This window comes from Prevotella sp. oral taxon 313, from assembly GCF_003043935.1.
Lineage (GTDB): Bacteria > Bacteroidota > Bacteroidia > Bacteroidales > Bacteroidaceae > Prevotella > Prevotella jejuni.
The window spans coordinates 1,730,764-1,748,605 of the sequence record NZ_PYXE01000001.1; the positions used below are offsets into that span (position 1 = coordinate 1,730,764).

At 42.2% G+C, this 17,842-nt stretch carries 16 protein-coding genes; 8 read left to right on the top strand and 8 right to left on the bottom strand.

The window, feature by feature from the left end; translation table 11 throughout:
• Positions 1–103: 103 nt before the first annotated feature.
• Complete coding sequence (locus tag AXF23_RS06790; RefSeq protein WP_102048097.1) at positions 104–814, top strand: DUF421 domain-containing protein; 711 nt, start codon at positions 104–106, stop codon at positions 812–814.
• Positions 815–1,000: 186 nt separating this feature from the next.
• Positions 1,001–1,552 (top strand): isochorismatase family protein, encoded by a 552-nt coding sequence (locus AXF23_RS06795; protein ID WP_107624769.1) that lies wholly within the window; start codon positions 1,001–1,003, stop codon positions 1,550–1,552.
• Positions 1,553–1,743: 191 nt separating this feature from the next.
• Here AXF23_RS06795 and aroC read toward each other — a convergent pair whose 3' ends face one another.
• Positions 1,744–2,832, bottom strand: a complete 1,089-nt coding sequence (gene aroC / locus AXF23_RS06800) for a chorismate synthase (protein WP_107624770.1) — start codon at positions 2,830–2,832, stop codon at positions 1,744–1,746.
• 133 nt (positions 2,833–2,965) lie between these two features.
• A complete protein-coding gene (locus AXF23_RS06805) occupies positions 2,966–3,568 on the bottom strand; it encodes an FKBP-type peptidyl-prolyl cis-trans isomerase (RefSeq protein WP_107624771.1) in 603 nt (200 codons plus the stop codon).
• A 341-nt stretch (positions 3,569–3,909) separates the two neighbouring features.
• On the opposite strand from AXF23_RS06805, the gene AXF23_RS06810 reads away from it, so the two are divergent.
• Complete coding sequence (locus AXF23_RS06810; RefSeq protein ID WP_199222169.1) at positions 3,910–4,278, top strand: hypothetical protein; 369 nt, start codon at positions 3,910–3,912, stop codon at positions 4,276–4,278.
• A gap of 360 nt (positions 4,279–4,638) precedes the next feature.
• On the opposite strand, the gene AXF23_RS06815 is transcribed toward AXF23_RS06810, so the two are convergent.
• From AXF23_RS06815 to AXF23_RS06835, 5 genes are all read right to left on the bottom strand, one after another.
• Positions 4,639–5,724 (bottom strand): ABC transporter permease, encoded by a 1,086-nt coding sequence (locus tag AXF23_RS06815; RefSeq protein WP_107624773.1) that lies wholly within the window; start codon positions 5,722–5,724, stop codon positions 4,639–4,641.
• Positions 5,725–5,731: 7 nt separating this feature from the next.
• Positions 5,732–6,790 (bottom strand): ABC transporter permease, encoded by a 1,059-nt coding sequence (locus tag AXF23_RS06820; protein WP_107625820.1) that lies wholly within the window; start codon positions 6,788–6,790, stop codon positions 5,732–5,734.
• A gap of 199 nt (positions 6,791–6,989) precedes the next feature.
• Positions 6,990–8,465 carry an ATP-binding cassette domain-containing protein gene (locus AXF23_RS06825; protein ID WP_107624774.1) on the bottom strand — a complete coding sequence of 492 codons (1,476 nt, stop codon included), beginning with the start codon at positions 8,463–8,465 and terminating at the stop codon, positions 6,990–6,992.
• A gap of 8 nt (positions 8,466–8,473) precedes the next feature.
• The gene (locus AXF23_RS06830) at positions 8,474–9,490 is read right to left on the bottom strand and encodes an HlyD family secretion protein (RefSeq protein WP_107624775.1); all 1,017 of its coding nucleotides are present in this window, start codon (positions 9,488–9,490) and stop codon (positions 8,474–8,476) included.
• Positions 9,491–9,503: 13 nt separating this feature from the next.
• Positions 9,504–10,775: a TolC family protein gene (locus tag AXF23_RS06835; RefSeq protein WP_107625821.1), complete on the bottom strand. Its 1,272-nt coding sequence runs from the start codon at positions 10,773–10,775 to the stop codon at positions 9,504–9,506.
• Between the two features lie 180 nt (positions 10,776–10,955).
• On the opposite strand from AXF23_RS06835, the gene AXF23_RS06840 reads away from it, so the two are divergent.
• The 5 genes from AXF23_RS06840 (at position 10,956) to AXF23_RS15820 (ending at position 16,406) form a co-directional block, all read left to right on the top strand.
• Positions 10,956–11,828 (top strand): helix-turn-helix domain-containing protein, encoded by an 873-nt coding sequence (locus AXF23_RS06840; RefSeq protein ID WP_107624776.1) that lies wholly within the window; start codon positions 10,956–10,958, stop codon positions 11,826–11,828.
• A gap of 706 nt (positions 11,829–12,534) precedes the next feature.
• Positions 12,535–14,631, top strand: coding sequence for a S8 family serine peptidase (locus AXF23_RS06845; RefSeq protein WP_107624777.1), 2,097 nt, complete (start codon positions 12,535–12,537; stop codon positions 14,629–14,631).
• A gap of 120 nt (positions 14,632–14,751) precedes the next feature.
• Positions 14,752–15,240: a flavodoxin FldA gene (gene fldA / locus AXF23_RS06850; protein WP_009012932.1), complete on the top strand. Its 489-nt coding sequence runs from the start codon at positions 14,752–14,754 to the stop codon at positions 15,238–15,240.
• A gap of 48 nt (positions 15,241–15,288) precedes the next feature.
• Positions 15,289–15,648: a DUF2023 family protein gene (locus AXF23_RS06855; protein ID WP_176414839.1), complete on the top strand. Its 360-nt coding sequence runs from the start codon at positions 15,289–15,291 to the stop codon at positions 15,646–15,648.
• A gap of 578 nt (positions 15,649–16,226) precedes the next feature.
• Positions 16,227–16,406 carry a hypothetical protein gene (locus AXF23_RS15820; protein ID WP_146156731.1) on the top strand — a complete coding sequence of 60 codons (180 nt, stop codon included), beginning with the start codon at positions 16,227–16,229 and terminating at the stop codon, positions 16,404–16,406.
• Positions 16,407–16,438: 32 nt separating this feature from the next.
• Here the strand turns inward: AXF23_RS15820 and AXF23_RS06860 are convergent, their stop codons facing one another.
• Positions 16,439–17,698 (bottom strand): nucleotide sugar dehydrogenase, encoded by a 1,260-nt coding sequence (locus tag AXF23_RS06860; RefSeq protein ID WP_009012936.1) that lies wholly within the window; start codon positions 17,696–17,698, stop codon positions 16,439–16,441.
• Positions 17,699–17,842: the final 144 nt, after the last annotated feature.

A 17,842-nucleotide genomic window follows, 5' to 3' on the forward strand; every position in this document is an offset into this window, starting at 1 on the left:
TTTTAGGCGTCTTACTTGTGAGTTCAGTATAAAAGATGTATTTTTGCAGCGATAAAAAGAGCGAAAACAGAAATTATAATAACGTCTTAACAACAACGAAAAAATGATTGATTTTGTTCAACCCTACCTTGCCATTGCCGTAAAGTTAATTACGGGCATGATTGGTATTCTTGCCTTCTTGCGCATAACTGGTAAGGCTCAGATGGGACAGTTGACCCCACTTGACACCGTGAGTGCCTTTGTGATTGGCGCATTAGTCGGTGGTGTCTTATACAACCCAGACATGTCTATCGGGCACCTTCTCTTCGCTTTAGCTGTGTGGACAGGCTTTAATATGCTCGTGCGCTTTGCTATGCGTTCAGCTCGCCTACGTCATTTAATTAAGGGAGAGAGTGTCTTTCTTGTGAAGAACGGTGTTATCAACTTCGGAAACTTCAAGCGTAACAGTATCGAAATGGAGCAGTTTCGTTTGCTATTAAGGCAGAAAGGCATCTTTTCTATGTTTGAAGTAGAGGACGTATTGTTTGAGGCTAATGGTTCAGTAACAGTCCTTCCTTCTGGTAAAGCATCTGAGTCTTTCCTCTTGATAAACAATGGTGAGTTTGTAGAGAGCGGTCTTAAGCATAGTGGACGTTCGCAGGAATGGGCGTTACGTCTCATCAAGAAGAATGGTTTTGAAGGTCCTGGAGACCTCTTCTGTATGGAGTGGACGCCAGGTAGGGGTATTTACTTTGTTACTTACGATGGCCATGTTAAGCGTGGAATGGTAGAAGTAGATGCGCATGAAATTGAGCCTGATAATGCACAAGTATAAAGGTTGAAATATAAAGTAGTGATACATGACAAGTGTGTCACTATTTTTCTATAATCTTCTAAGTGGTGGAAAGGTATTTGATAAGATATTAATATAAATAATGTTGGATAATCTTTCTGATTTAATCTACTTTATAACAGAAACGAAGAAGATATTAATTCTTATTATATAAAGGAATTATAGTATATGAAAAAACTATTGTTAATAGTCGATCCACAAGTCGACTTTATTACAGGCTCACTTCCTGTTGGAGGGGCTGCCAAGGCTATGGATGCATTGGCAACGTATGTAAAGGAACAGAGTGAAGAGTATTCGGTGAAGATAGTAACAGCAGATTGGCATCCTTATCATCATAGTTCGTTTGCTGATGAAGGTGGGTTATGGCCACGCCATTGTGTACAACATTCTGTTGGTGCAGCTATCTGGGATTCTTTGTTGGTTGCACTTAATGAGTCGAAGGGTGGTTTCACCTTATTATATAAGGGTAACAGCATAGAGAAAGATGAGTATTCAATTATGCAGAACGCCGAATCAGCAAATATCCTTAGTAGGTTGATTAAGGCGTTGAAGATAGAGCAAATAGATGTATGTGGATTGGCTGGAGACATCTGTGTACTGAACACAGCAAAGGACTTAAAAGAAGTCATCGGCGATGTAAGGCTTAATGTCCTTAAAACTTATTCCCCTTCTCTGGATGGTGGAGTCGCTTTAAGTGCCTTTGTGGAAACGCTAAAATAAAAGAGAAGATTATCTGTTAGCTCTGTTCCATTACAAGTGTGAAGATCTATAAACGCTTAGAAGGAGTTAAGTCTATATCCTCCGTAGCTACTATCTGTAGATGATTAGCTTGAGAGGATATGGACTTAACTCCTTCTATTCTTTGTCTTATTCGTTGTAGTAGATGGCAACTGTTGAACGAAGAGTACTATCTAAAGTCTGTTAGTCTTGCTTATTAACAGGGCGTCAAGTATTGTCATCGCAGCCATTGCCTCGACGATAGGGACAGCACGAGGTAGGACACAAGGATCGTGTCGACCATGTACATCCATCGTAATCGCTTCCCCCTCCATCGTTACTGTTTGCTGTTCCATGAGTAAGGTAGCGACAGGCTTGAACGCAACACGGAAGTAGATGTCCTCTCCGTTACTGATGCCACCTTGTATGCCACCGCTATGGTTGGTCTCAACATTGCATATTGGGTGATGCATACTATCGTTGGTAGGGAGGAAAGTGTCGTTTTGCTGGCTACCTCGCCATGCCGATCCAGCAAAGCCTTCACCATATTCAAAACCCTTCACAGCATTGATGCTAAGCATCGCAGCACCTAATTGTGCATGGAGCTTACCAAACTCAGGCTCGCCTAAGCCCACTGGGCATCCTTTGATAACACATGAGATAACCCCACCAATCGTATCGCCTTCATGCTTCACTTGGCTGATGAGCACTTCCATCTCTCTTGCTTTGAGAGGGTCGGGACAGCGAACTGGATTCGACTCGATAATACTTAAATCATATTTATGATAGTCTCTTTCAAGTTTGATGTCGCCCACCTGTGATGTATAAGCATAGATGCTGATACCCTGCTGGCGCAATACAAGTTTGGCCAACGCCCCTGCTACGACACGTGAAAGGGTGATACGTGCTGAAGAACGCCCCCCTCCTCGGTAGTCACGAATACCATACTTCGTGTAATAAGTATAGTCCGCATGAGATGGACGGAAGATGTCACGGATGTTATCATAGTCCTTTGAATGGTGATTAGTATTACGGACAAGAAAGCCAATAGGCGCACCTGTTGATTTTCCCTCAAACACACCGCTTAGCAGTTCTACCTGGTCTGCTTCTTTCCTATCCGTTGTGATATGGCTTTGTCCCGGTCGGCGACGTGCCAGTTCACGTTGGATAAAGTCTGTGTCAATGGTAATACCTGCTGGCATACCATCTACTATACCACCCACAGCAGCCCCATGGCTTTCCCCAAAGGTGGTTAGTGTGAAGAGTTTTCCGAATGTATTCATATCAAAGAGTCTATGAATGATTATCGTGGAATGGGATGTCTAATAAGAGAAACATGTTGTTTATTTTCTCTTATCAGACCTTGCTCTTTTCCTATAGCATTGTTAATGACGAATAGGAAAGGGTGCGTAATTCTTAATGACAGCCACAGCAGCTTTCTTCGCCTTCCTCATGACCTCCGCAGCCACAGCCACTTCCGCAGTCGCTACCGCAACCTCCGCCACATCCACCACCGCAGTGATGCTGCTTCAACTTCTCGAAGAAGTCTTTTACTTCCTCTTCGCTTGCCTTACGATTCTCGTAGACATGGCCACGGAAAATAAGGTCTTTGCCTGCAAGAGGGTGGTTGAGGTCGATAGTAACCTTATCGTCATCTATATCCAAGACCGTACCTAAGAAGCGTTGACCTTCTTCGTTCTGCAAAGGAACGACGGCTCCTTTATAGATGTTTTCGGCATCGAAGACTCCATTAGCTGAGAAGGTTTCTTTGTTAAAGTCTATAACACTGCTGGCATCATGCTCTCCGTAGGCCTCTGCCTTTGTGAGTGTGAACTCAAAATCAGCATCTTCCTCAAACTTAACAATCTCCTGCTCAAAAGCGGGTAAGGACAAGTCGCAACCCGTATAAAGCTCCATAGGCTTCATATCATCTGTTTCTTCGAAGAGTTTCTCCTCACCATTTACATTGCAATATAGTTTGTAGCTGACTACTACAAAACGATGTTTGTTATTCTCCATTACTGTTATTTTATTCCTTATTAAATATGTATATCTGCAAAGGTAATGATTTCAAATGGAATAAAACCTGCTTAGTTACTGTTTTTTCCTTTTCGTTGTGCTATTCAGTATGGTTTGTTAGGAAGAGGAGGGTAGAATTATCTTTTTTGTTACTGATATAAATCAAACGTATTGACGTGCGTCAAAAATATAAATAAAAACGAACTTTAAGTAACGAATAGTTATATTATATGCGAGTAATCTTGTAACTTTGCACTCGTAATAAGGACATTAATTACAGAATATAAGATAATAACAAGTCTTTCTGAAAGGCTTTAATTAAGAAAGAAAGGATAATTAACATGAAGAAGATTGTATTGACAGTAGCAGCGGTAATGAGTATGACTTTGGCTTTCGCAGCAGGTGAGAACGATAACAACAACACAACTACAAACACAAATGCATATAAGTTCAATGTTAGTACATACGCTTTGAGTCGTGCTTTGAACCTTGACTTCGACCAGGTAGACGTTGTTGAGGACATCAACCGCACATTTGCTACAGAGATGATGAATGCGTCTGTCGCTGAGGGTTCTGAGCGTGAGTCTAAGATTCAGAATGCTATCAAGAAGGATCTTTCTTATATGCGTTATATTTTGAACGACCGTCAGTATCGTGAGTACGTTAAGCTTCTCAATGTGACACTGAACAATCGTGGTCTTAACAAGTAAATTGTTTCCTCTCTCCTAAAAGGGAAGGGGTCAAATAAGACAATAATGAAAGCTATGAATCAGCATACTGGTTCATAGCCTTTTTTCGATAGTTTTCTTTATTACTTATGAGTATGTAAAGCTCACGCCTATTGCCTTATATCGAGTATAATTGTTTAGTATAAGCCTCTCTAAAAATAGCTTTAATCGCTATTCTCAATCGCTAACACCACACGTCCTGAGCTTTTGTACTATGCTATTAAATGGTTAAAGAAGGCTTTTCTTACCATTGAATAATACTTCATTATCCGTTAAAGACAAACGAATATGGGGAGAGCTTTATGAGATACCGAGAAATTAATGATAACTCAAACAGCTATTCTAATGATTCTTCTTATAGCTTTGTACAGCCCAACAACCCATGACAAGACCGATGCCAAGGAGTGCGAGGACCTGATGTAAGATGCTCTTTAAGTTTCCACCACGAATGAATACAGTGCGCATCGCATCTATGAAGTAGCTTACTGGGTTGGCGTATGTAGTGAGATAAGCTGCAGCTGGCATTGAACGAGTAGGAGTAAAGAGGCCAGAGAGCAAGAGGAGTATCACAACAAAGAACCACATGACAAGTATGGCTTGCTGCATTGTGTCCGAGTAGTTGGATATTATCAAGCCGAAGGACGAGAAGAAGAGGGCTAACAACATCGCTAAGAGATAGATAAGGGCCACATTACCCACAGGAGTAATGTCGTATAAAGCCCATGACAACAGTAGACAAACAGTGATAACGAAGGAGGCTATCAGCCAATAAGGGATTAACTTTGCAAGTATAAACGTCCATTTATTTACTGGTGTCACATTGATCTGTTCGATTGTACCAGCCTCTTTCTCCCCGACAATATTCAATGTTGGCAGAAAGCCTGTTGTCATCATCATTATTATCGCAAATAGTGCGGGAATCATATAACGCTTATAATTCAGCTGTCTATTAAAGAGATAGAACGTAGAAACGTTCGTTTGCAACGCCTGCAAAGTAGGGACAGCATTGGCCGTCACCATCTGTGAGAGGTAAACAGACCCTATCGATCCCTTCGTTCCGTTAACGGCATTGGCTGCAATGAGCACTTGCGGCTTGTTGCCCAAGGTCAGGTCACGACTATAATGTTGGGGTATCACCACAACGATGTCGGCCTCAGAATGTTCGATATCATTGAGGGCTGCGGTATAGGAAGGCTGTTGTCCGTGGAAAGAGAAATAGTTATTGGCTGCAATCTCATGTACCAACTGTTGTGAAAGAGTAGACCTATCATTGTCTACTACATCAACAACAACATTCTTCACCTCCATATTCATGACCCAAGGCATGATACACATAATCATGACGGGGAACATAACAATAAGGCGGGGGAGGAACGGGTTGCGTCGAATCTGTGTAAACTCCTTTCGTAGAAGATATTTCAGTATCATAATGAAATTACTCTAATCGTTTGTTAAACATGGCGAGCGATAGTCCGAGCAGGCCGATGAGCATACAGATTAAGACTATCATCTCGTGCATCACTTGCCTTACTCCCACCCCCATAATCATTAGTTTGCGCATAGCACTGGTATAATAACGTGTCGGAATGATAGCCGAAACGTATTGCAACACCTTTGGCATTGACTCAATAGGGAAGAACATACCAGAAAGCATCACGATAGGCATGAGCAGTACCATTGCTGATAACAACAAAGCAACTAACTGTGTTTTGGCAATGTTAGAGACGAGTAAGCCCAATGAGAGGGCTAAGAGGATATAGATAGTAGAGATAACGAATATCCAGAACACCGACCCCTGCAAGGGAACACCGAGTAGGCTGTTTGCCATAAGTAGGATGACAATTAGGATGATGAAGGCAAGTACCAAGTAAGGAATGACCTTTGCGATGACGATAAGTATTGGTCGAACGGGCGATACCAGCAGCACCTCCATTGTTCCCCTCTCTTTTTCACGAACAATAGAGATAGAAGTCATCATGGCACACACCAACATCAACAGTGTTCCCATGATAGCAGGAACGAAATTGTAAGCCGACTTCATCTGTGGGTTATACAATAGCTTCGTGTTTACTAAGCCGTTATTCGGATTCGTAATGACGGCATTGGCGTATTGAGTCCATTGTTGCGCCATATTCGGGTCGGCACCATCAACAATAAATTGTAGGCCTGAATGTCCGCTGGCATAGTCCTTTCCAAAGACGATAGCCAAGTCGGCCTTTTGGTCTCGGATAGCTTGTTCGGCCTCTATGGGAGTAGCAACAACCTGCTTTATCGTGAAATACTCCGATGCAGATAAGCGGTCGACAGCCTGCTGAGTAACGTAATCAGTATTACTCATCACTATCACCGTACGTACATTCCGCACGTCATTCCTAACGGCATAACCAAAGAGAAGCATCATGATGATAGGCATTCCAAAGAGAATCAGCATTGTTCGTTTGTCTCGAACAATGTGTTTAGCTTCCTTGATAATGAATGATATAAATTGTTTCATTGCTTGTTGGTTTCCTTTTTGCATGTTGTCATGCTCTTCTAAGCGATTTTCTCAAAAGCTCTTAAGCTTTCCACGAAAAGCTCTTAAGCTTTTTCACAAAAGCTCTTAAGCTTTCTCAAAATTATTCGCGAACTTTTTGTGGATTGTTCGCGAACATTTTCTAAATTCTTCGCGAGTCTTTTGTAGCATCTTATGTGACTTAGTCTGAACTTCTCTTCGCCTGTCGAGCTAAGTAGGTAAAGACCTGGTCAATATCGGGTTTATTGAACTTCTGTTTCAATTCCGTGGGTGTTCCAAGGGCTTTAATCTTCCCATCAACCATGATGGAGAGGCGGTCGCAATATTCAGCCTCGTCCATATAGTGGGTAGTAACAAAGACCGTTATACCTCTCTGGGCGGCATCATAGATTAATTCCCAGAACTGTCTTCGTGTAGCAGGGTCAACTCCTCCTGTCGGTTCGTCGAGGAAGACGATACCAGGAGAGTGGAAGATACTCACCGAGAAGGCCAATTTCTGTTTCCAACCTAAGGGCAGGCTTGACACTAAGCTATCACGATGTTCCGAGAAATTCAGGCGTTGGAGAAGAGCGTCTGTCTTGTGTTTAATCTCTTTATCGTCCATTCCGTAGATACCAGCAAACAGACTGATATTCTCTGCCACAGTAAGGTCTTCATAGAGAGAGAATTTCTGACTCATATAGCCAATGTGCTTCTTTATCTGCTCATAGTCTGTTCGGATGTCGTATCCCACAACCCTTCCCGTCCCACTTGTGGGCTGGCTGAGTCCTGTGAGCATGTGCATCGCTGTAGTCTTACCAGCTCCGTTGGCCCCAAGAAAACCGAAGATTTCCCCCTTTCTCACCGTGAAGGAGATGTCGTCAACAGCGTGGAAAGTGCCGAAAGCCTTTACCAGATGTTCCACTTCAATAACGTTTTCTGTTGTGCTTCCCACCTTGTTGTTATTATGCTTTTCATCATGTTCAAGGTTGGGAGGACTAAAGATGTCGCTAAACTCATGGAGTATCTTTTCTGGCGAACCAATACCTCTTATCTTGCCTTCCGATAGGAAAGCCACCCGTTCACAGCGTCTCACCTCATCAAGATAAGGGGTGGAGGCAACGATGGTTATCTCCCGCTTTTTCAGTAGGGAGAGTATGTCCCATAACTCCTTACGGCTAACAGGGTCGACACCCGTTGTCGGCTCGTCCAAGAAGAGAACACTCGGCTTATGAACAAGAGCACAGCAGAGGGCTAACTTCTGCTTCATACCACCCGATAGTGCCCCAGCCTTGCGGTCTTTGAAGGGTTCTATCTGCGAATAGATAGCCTTGATTGCATCGTAGTTCTCCTCAACTGTGGTGCCAAAGAGCGTCGCAAAGAAATGGAGGTTCTCCTCTACTGTTAAGTCTTGATAGAGTGAGAACTTCCCTGGCATATATCCAACCCGCTTTCTTATCTCCTTCATTTCTTGTATGACATCATACCCCTCAACCCTTACGGAGCCTTCGTTAGGAAGGAGCAAAGAACAGAGAATGCGATAGAGTGACGTCTTTCCCGCACCATCTGGGCCGATAACACCGAAGAGCTCACCTTTCCTTACAGAAAAGCTGACGTCTTGTAATGCCTGTACTTTGCCGTATCGCTTAGATACTTGGTTTACTTCTATTGCGTTCATCAGCATTGTTAAAACTTCACCTCACCGTACATACCTATCTTCACATAGCCATCGTTCGTGAATTGTATCTTAATGGCATACACCAAGTCGGCCCTTTCGTCGTCTGTAACAATGGTCTTTGGCGTAAACTCTGAACGGCTTGATATCCAGGTGACCACGCCATTATAGGTTTTCTTCTGACCTTTCCCATAGTCGGCCATGACCTTTACCTTCTGTCCTATCTTCACACGTTTCAATTGCTCGGAGGTAACGTATGCACGGAGAAACATCTTCTTGGTGTCGGCAATCTTGAAGAGTGGCTTACCAACAGGGACATACTCTCCAGCCTCAACATACTTCTCCAAGACCGTTCCTATAATCGGACTCCGTACGAAGGTGTGTGCTATTTGGTCGTCGAGTTGGGCTTGTTGTGTACGTACTCCAGCCTGTTGAGCATTGATACCAGCCTGTTGTGCGTCTATACCCTCCATCTGTGCCGTAATCCCTTTGTTCTGTTCGGCCAAAGAAGTGTTCTGACTGCTTATCTGTTCTTCTGTGGCAGCAAGTTGTTTCAGCAATACCTGTATCTGATAGTCTATGTCATCAACTTGCTTCCGAGCGACGGCTCCGTCCTGTAAAAGCTCTGCAAAGCGTTGACGCTCCCGTTGCTGGTTTGCAATCTGCTGTCGGATAGCTGCTACCTGCTTCTTCAAATCAAGTTGTTTGCTGCTCGTTGCCAGCTGATTAGCAGCCAACTGGCGTTTGTTAGCGGCTAATTGTCCGTGTGTGGCAGCAAGTTGTTCGTTGCTACTCGTCAGTTGTTCACGTTTCAAAGTGAGTTGTCGAGCATCAATCTGACCCACTGTCAAACCTCCATTCAACACCTCTCCTTCGCTCACATTGAAGTTCTCAAGCTGTCCAGTCGACTCTGCCGACACAGTTACCTCAGTAGCCTCAAATGTCCCAGTAGCGTCATAGTCTTTCTTGTCTTTCGCACATGATGCCATCATCAAAGCACCGAGGCTTATTAAAAGAAGCTTTTTCATATCTTTAGTTGTTTTATTCGTTGTTGGTGAACTTTAAGTTATACATCTCTTTGAGCATGTCAATCTCGTGTATAGCTTGCTGTGCCTTGGCAGCATTCTCATTGTTTATCTCTCTAAGCAAACTATTTACATCAATAATACCATGAGCCAGTTTCGATTCAGCTGCCTTACGGATATGGGTGCGCAAGTTGATGATTTCGTCGTCGTTCTGCATCATTTTGCGGTACCTATTGATATTCTCTTTCTGTTGTATCTCGTCTATACTGTTGTTAAACAAGAATACTTCTCGTGCATTCTCTATTTGTTCTCGTTGTAGTCTCAGTCTTGCTTTATCATTCTTATGAGTATAGAGTGCACCGATGTTCCACGATAGTTTTACGCCCACTAAGCCGTTCAGACTCCATTTATGTTGCATCATATCCTCAAACATATTGAGTCCCGGATAACCATAAAAGCCTTGTGCAAAGAGTCCTAAATGTGGCTTCAATCGTGCGTCTAAGGCTTTTTCTTGTACTTCAGAAAGGCGTAATTGATTATCAAAGAGCCTCATCTCTGGTCGGGTATTCGTTGATACAACTGCGTCAAGGGCTTGAGGTTTCTGCAGATGAGTAATTTCAATACCACAGAAGACGCTTAATATCCTATTTAACATCAGTTTCTGTGCTTTCAGACTCTCGTTTGCTTGCTCTGCGCTAAGCCGTTCGGCCCTCACGTTCTCATAGTCGCTTGTTGCTGCCGTACCACCTTTCACCATGGCGGAGAGTTTCTGCTCGCTCGATTGTAGCAGTGCTTTGACATCATCATTGAGTTTGATTTGTTCGTCAAGGAGCAAGAGTGAGAAATATAACTCATTGACCCTCTGTCGCACTTGGTACAGGTTTACCTCATTCTCAGCCTCCTGCACCTTTCCTTCCTGGCTGGCTATCTTACGCTGACCACTGATAGCACCACCGTCATAAATAGGTTGCTGTACATCAATAGATAGCTTATATTGGTCTTTCCTAAGACCTTTCATCTTCAGTCCTACCTGCTGGAACATACTTTGCAGATGGTCAGGCCATTCAGCAACAGCGCTCTGATAAGTAGCTTGGGCTGCTGCAGTCACCTGTGGCAACCACCCTTTCTGAATGTTCTTAACCGTTAAGTCGGTCGTCTTAGCTATCAAGTCATAACGCTTGATAATGGGATAGTGCTTCTCTGCAGCACGCTGACACTCGTCCAAAGTCTGTGCTTGTACAACTGATGCCGAAGCAATCAGCGAGAGGATTAATACCTTTATTCTCATATACTTTCCTGTCATTTATGGTCTAATTACTTTCATTTGACAAAGATAAGTTTATTCTGATACAGAATGGTAATGCTTTGCACCGAATAAATTGTCATATTGTACGATTTCTATATAATATCACCTCGTATTCACAAAGATAATGTTAAATTTGCAATCTAATCATACAATAAGGCAATTATGGCGGAAGTAAAGAACATCAATGCGCTCTCTATGGAGAGTATTGACCTTGATGAAGTCTATCAGCAACCCGAACAAGGAAAGATATTGATGAACGATGACATCGTATTTGTTATGGGTGGACATCTTCAAAACACTCGTTTTCTCTTGGAGGGAAAGATTTATCAGATGGTTGAACCTCGATTGATACTGGCGTTGAAAGGTCATGCTGATATTTGTGTTAACCTTCAAGACTGCCATGTTGAGAAAGGTTCTGTCATGCTCTTGCCGACAGATACGATTGTAGAAGTTAAAGAAATATCAGAAGATGCACGTGTTGTTGCAATAGTGTTCGGGGACGGCATGGACATTATGGACGAGATTGTTGTCAGTACCTCACCAAGTGAATTTGCCCGTTTGATGCGTATCGTGTATCTTGCATGGGACTTTCTACAGATTAAACCCTATAGAACTAAGACCATACAGAGTCTTTTGCAATCAGTGGTTACGGATATTCAATACATAAACGACCTTGAAGAGGGGAATACAAAACGTGGTTCGACATCACGTTCGCACGACCTTTTCTTGCAGTTTAAGCGCCTCGTGCATCGTCACTGTACGCATGAACGCTCTATTCCCTTTTATGCTGAACAATTGCATGTGACACCCCATCATCTGTCGGCTATCATCAAGAAGGCAAGTGGTAAGAGTGTTATGCACTGGGTTAATCGTGCTACTATTCAAGAGGCAAAAGTACTTTTAAAGACAAATAACGCTATGGGGTATGAGATAGCAGACCGTTTGAACTTCCCTAACGCGTCTGCCTTTTCCAAATACTTCAAGCGAGAGACTGGAATGACACCACGAGAGTATCAGGAGAAAATGACTTTATGATGGATACTCTCTGTTTTTCTGAGTAGTAGTCCCTGTGAGTTTGATGTTGTCATCGCATGATTTTTCATTTTACTGACCATGTTTGGCTCCCTTTCTTCCTATCTTCTCTGGCAGTGATGAGGCTCAGCTTGTGTTGTGTTAACGCTCCGAATGAGTTGTGGCAATGCCTGTCCGCCTTAGACAGGGAATACACTTAACGAATTGGCAAGCATAGACGAAGATAAAGCAGACAGTGTTGTCTTAACTCCATTCACGCCTATTCAGTTCTTAACTCCTTTCCCTCTTGTCAATATTTTTCGCTCCCCTCGATTCCAATACATGCTCTTCAAGGGGCAAGAAGAGGCCTAACTACATTCAAGAACATGCCCTTCTTGCGTGTTGAACATGCCCTTCTTGGGGCAAGAGGGGCGTCTTCTTCAACGCTATTTATAATCGGTTGATTTATTGAAGGTTATAGACTCGTTTGTAGAAGACTTTTTACTCCTTTTTTGAGGGTAATTAGTTTGAAATAATGTAATATATTTTTACGATTATGATAGTCTTTTTCCTGTGTGGAGTGATGTGTTAGAGGTCTCATTCATGACACCGGACGAAGAGATAGTTATGGGGTTGGTTATGTCTTTCTAAATAACTTTGCATACTCCATTTATTTTTTGTTCCTTTGCAGAAACATATTGATTAAGTAATTAAAACGCTATATCAGTCAATGAGATATTATCTATTTTCTATTCTGTTCTTCCTCGCTATCGGTCTAAACGCACAGCGACCACGTTACGACAAGATGTCGCCTTTCGTACGTGAGGCTATGGTGTCTTCGCTTACAGCGAAGCAACTCACTCGCTCTTATTCAGAAGATAGAGTGCTAACAGCCTTTGTGCGCATTGATGGAAATGCTGCCGAACTACTACATAAATATGGAAGTAAAGAACTTGCACGGGTAGGGAATGTTAGTATTGCAGCCATTCCACTCAGTCAGTTAGGTGCTTTGTCTTGTCATCGTCGAGTGAGTAAGATTGAAACAGGTAGGCGTTGTAGCATACAGATGGACACGACGCGACTGGTTGTCAATGCCGAGCCAGTCTATAGAGGGACGGGGTTAGCACTGTCATATACTGGGCGTGGGGTCGTTGTAGGCGTCCAAGATATTGGGTTCGACCTAACGCATCCTAACTTCTATACGTCTGATATGAGTCGATATCGCATTAAAGCATTATGGGATCAACTGTCTCGAGACACTATAGGGTCTAACCTCTTTGTTGGACGTGACTATGTTGGTGAGGAAAGTTTACTGCGATTAGGATGCCCTTTGGATGGAACTTCACAAACACATGGTACGCATACTGCTGGTATTGCAGCGGGTAGTGGGGCTGAAGGGGATGGTGTGCTATCACCTTATAGAGGGATAGCTTGTGAGGCCGACCTCGTCTTTGTTGATAATGCAGCAGACAATTACGGATTGATAGAACCAAGGGATTACTATAAGTACACCTATGCTACGGATGCACTTGGTTTTAAGTATATATTTGATTATGCTACCCAACATCATCAGCCATGTGTCATCAATTTTAGTGAGGGAAGTCCGCAAGACTTTCGAGGAGATGATCAATTATATTACGAGTTGCTTGTTGGATTAACAGGACCTGGACGTATCATTGTTTCTTCAGCTGGGAATGATGGTGCGAAGACCACCTATATTCATAAAGGTATTGATAAGGAACGTGCTGGAACATTTTTGCGTGGTAATTCAAAGAGCTTTGGCTGTACAGCTAAGTCTCGTCAACCTTTCATGTTCCGTGTGTCTATATATAATAAGGTGGAGTCTCCTAAAACGGTTGATGTGAGTACGGTGCGAGTGTGTTCATCTAAGGACTCACTTCTCACAGACTCTGTTCTCGTGGATGGAAAGATGTATAAATGGAGCGTTCTCGCCTTCCCTAATAGTTATAATCGCCAAGAAACAGCTTACGACTTACGGCTTAGTTGTAAGCAGAGGTTGGGAGATAATCCAAAAGTCTCGCTTCAAATCATGGGTAGAGATGCTGATGTTGAGCTTTATCGTACGTCTGGTGAGATGTTTACCGATGTCCTTGACCCTACTCTAAACGCTGGGGATTGTAGTAGAACAGTCTTCTCTCCATCCTCTTCGCCCGATGTTATCTCTGTTGGGGCAACTGGATATCGTACTCAGTTCATAAACTATCTAAATGAAAAGAAGGTCTATAACAATGGTACGAACGGTGTTCGCACACCTTTTTCAGCCATGGGTCCTACATTCGATGGGAGAATTAAGCCTGATGTAATGGCTCCTGGACAAAACATCATATCGTCGTATAGCTCCTTCTATATTAGTAATACGCATAGAGAGGATGGGTCTGTAAAGAATGACTTAAAGAGCGATATTCGTCGTTTCGAGTATAATGGACGTACCTATTCGTGGAATGCTAATGCTGGAACATCAATGTCTGCGCCCGTTGTGACAGGTGCTATCGCTCTTTGGTTACAAGCTGATCCTACATTGACAACCGCCGATTGCATGGATATCTTTGCCAAGACATGTACGCATTATGACTTATCACTTAGCTATCCAAATAATCTTTATGGATATGGACAGATTGATGTTATGGCTGGACTACAGGAGGTATTACGTAGAAAGGCTTTGGGTATCAATGCTATTGAGCGTAAGGAAGAACCATCAGATAATCGTATATTCCTCTTAGATGGTCGCTATGTGGGTACAGATGATAGTAATCTACCTAAAGGAATATACATAAGAAATGGAAAGAAGTTAATGAAATGTAATTAAAGACTCCCTAAAAGTAGGTATTTTGCACAAACCATCATTTTTAGGTATTGCACGTAATATAATTTCATTGTATCTTTGCAAGCGTAAAGAAAATAATGAATTAAATTAGTAAAAAGAAATATGAAGAAGACAATTGTTGTTTACGGTTCATCAACCGGTACATGTGAAAGCATTGCAAATACCATTGCTGAGAAACTTGGAGTTGAAGCTATTAACGTATCAGACTTTAATGCTGATGTAGTAGCAGAGAATGATAACCTTATCCTTGGGTCGTCTACTTGGGGCGCAGGTGAGTTGCAGGATGATTGGTATGATGGTATTAACGTACTGAAGAATGCTGACCTCTCTGGTAAGACTGTTGCTATCTTTGGTTGTGGTGATAGCGAAAGCTACTCAGATACATTCTGTAGCGCAATGAAGGAGATATATGATGCAGCTGAAGGTGCTAACATTCTTCCAGGTGTTTCAACAGACGGTTATACCTTTGATGATAGTGAGGCTGTTGTTGACGGTAAGTTCGTTGGCCTTGCATTGGATGACGTAAACGAAGATGATAAGACTGAAGGTCGTATTGATGCTTGGTTAGAAGCTATCAAACCAGCATTGTAAAGGCCTTATAACTTACAATATAATTATTCATACAAAGGGATAACTATGATGACAGATATGATGTCCGCCGATATGAAGGTGCTGATGAATCACATCTACGAGTACAAGAAAGGTGTTCGACAGATGGTCTTATATACTTGTAATAAGAAGTATGAGTCATTCGCCACGCTCCGTCTTGAGCATCAGAATATCCCATATATCATACAGCCGGTGGGTCGTGACCGTATGAATCTATTCTTCGGTCGACAGGAGTGTCTTGATGCCATCCGGCTGATGATAACCAAACCTCTTAACCAACTAACGCCCGAAGAGGATTTTATCCTTGGTGCAATGTTGGGTTATGACATTCGCGTACAGTGCGAGCGGTACTGTGAACGCAAGTGTCGCACCTGTAAATGTGCGACATAAGCCAGAATTATTAAATGATAATCTTGTTCGCGAAATAAATTATTTCATAATGTTTTTGTATTATAAATAGGCTTGTCGTGAGACAGGCCTTTTTATCTTTAAACGCTTAAGTATAGTTATTAGAGATACCTTTTACGCTATCTTGTTTATATGATATATGTCCCAACCATGATTTTATGCGTACTGTAAGTATGGTTATGTGTCTGGGTAATCTCCTTATAAGCATATTTGTCTTGTGAATAATACCACATTTAGCTTAAATGTACGTTGCGATTATATTTAATATTTGTCGTATCTTATTGATGAGTAGTTGGTTAAGAGTGTATAAGATGTGACAGATATGACAGGAAAAATAGTTTTACCTAAAAGTTGATAGAGTGATGTTTAGATTATAAAGGGTGGTAGAAGGCTCTATATGAAAGGTTGATGGATGATATTTACAGTATTTGGTTAGTATATAAAACAGCGAGGGTTCCCTGTTATACAGGTAATTTTATATTGACTTTGGAGAGTTAATAATCAATATGACCAAGTAAGAAATACTCACTTTTAGAGGTGTAAGTCTCATTTACTAACAAATGGGTATAACGTTCTTTGCTCACCTCTCGTATGCAGTACGCCATCAACAGTCATGGTGGTTACAGGTGACTCGACGAGTAGTGAGTATAGGACAAAATACTACTTGTCCGCACCTCGGAGGGCGTATACCAGCATCACTCATGGTGAAAGCTGTTAGCACCATGAGTGACGAGTATTAACACATTGGTTGGGGATGGAAAATAGGATGATATTAATCCCTTCTAAATATATCTCGAGTGTACACTTTCTCCTTCACATCATCAAGGCATTTATCATAGCGGTTGGCAATGATAGCATGACAACGGCGTTTGAAATCAGAAAGATTATTGACAACAAGACTACCAAAGAAGGTTGCACCGTCTTCAAGTGTAGGCTCATAGATAATAACTTGTGCCCCTTTAGCCTTAATGCGCTTCATAACTCCTTGGATAGAACTTTGGCGGAAATTGTCACTATTTGACTTCATTGTCAGTCGATAAACACCAATGATACATTCTTTCTCTTCGTCGGGATTATAGTCTCCACGGTCGTAGTAATCATAATAACCAGCCGTGTGTAACACTTGATCGGCTATAAAGTCCTTACGAGTACGGTTACTCTCGACAATAGCTTGGATAAGATTCTCTGGGACATCAGCATAGTTGGCAAGCAACTGTTTGGTGTCCTTTGGCAAGCAATAGCCTCCGTAACCAAAAGAAGGATTATTATAGAATGATCCAATACGTGGGTCAAGACAAACACCCTGTATGATATTAGATGTATCAAGCCCTTTCACCTCAGCGTAAGTATCCAATTCATTGAAATAGCTAACACGCAGTGCGAGGTAAGTATTAGCAAATAGCTTTACAGCCTCAGCCTCGGTCAATCCCATGAAAAGGGTTGGGATGTTCTCTTCTATTGCCCCTTCTTGTAATAACTGGGCAAATACATGGGCCGCACAGTCCAATCGTTCGTCACCTTCGGGGCGACCAATGATGATACGACTTGGATAAAGATTATCGTAGAGCGCCTTACTCTCACGCAGGAACTCGGGTGCAAAGAGAATATTATCGCACTTATATTTAGCTCTGATATTCTCTGTGTAGCCAACCGGAATCGTAGACTTAATGACCATGATAGCCTTAGGATTCACCTTCATTACGATTTCGATGACCTCTTCAACATGTCGTGTGTCAAAGTAGTTCTTTACTGGGTCGTAATTAGTTGGTGTGGCAATGACTACAAAGTCAGCATCTTTATAAGCCGTCTCTGCATCCATCGTGGCGGTGAGGTTTAAGTCCTTCTCGCTCAAATACTGTTCTATATAATCGTCTTGAATAGGCGAACGCTTATTATTAATCAGTTCCACCTTTTCTTTAACTACGTCAACAGCCATTACAGGGTGGTGTTGACTCAGCAATGTAGCTATACTGAGACCCACATAACCAGTTCCAGCCACAGCTATCTTTACGTCTTTAATATCCTTATCCATTGTTTTGTTCAGCTTGTTTGCAAAGATACGTATTTTTATTTGAATACTACAATCGATTATAAGAAAATCCTTGCAAAATCTCTCCTTGCATTTGATTTACTTGCCTCTCAGCTTTTTAGTGTTCTTTTGTTATTGTTTGTATGA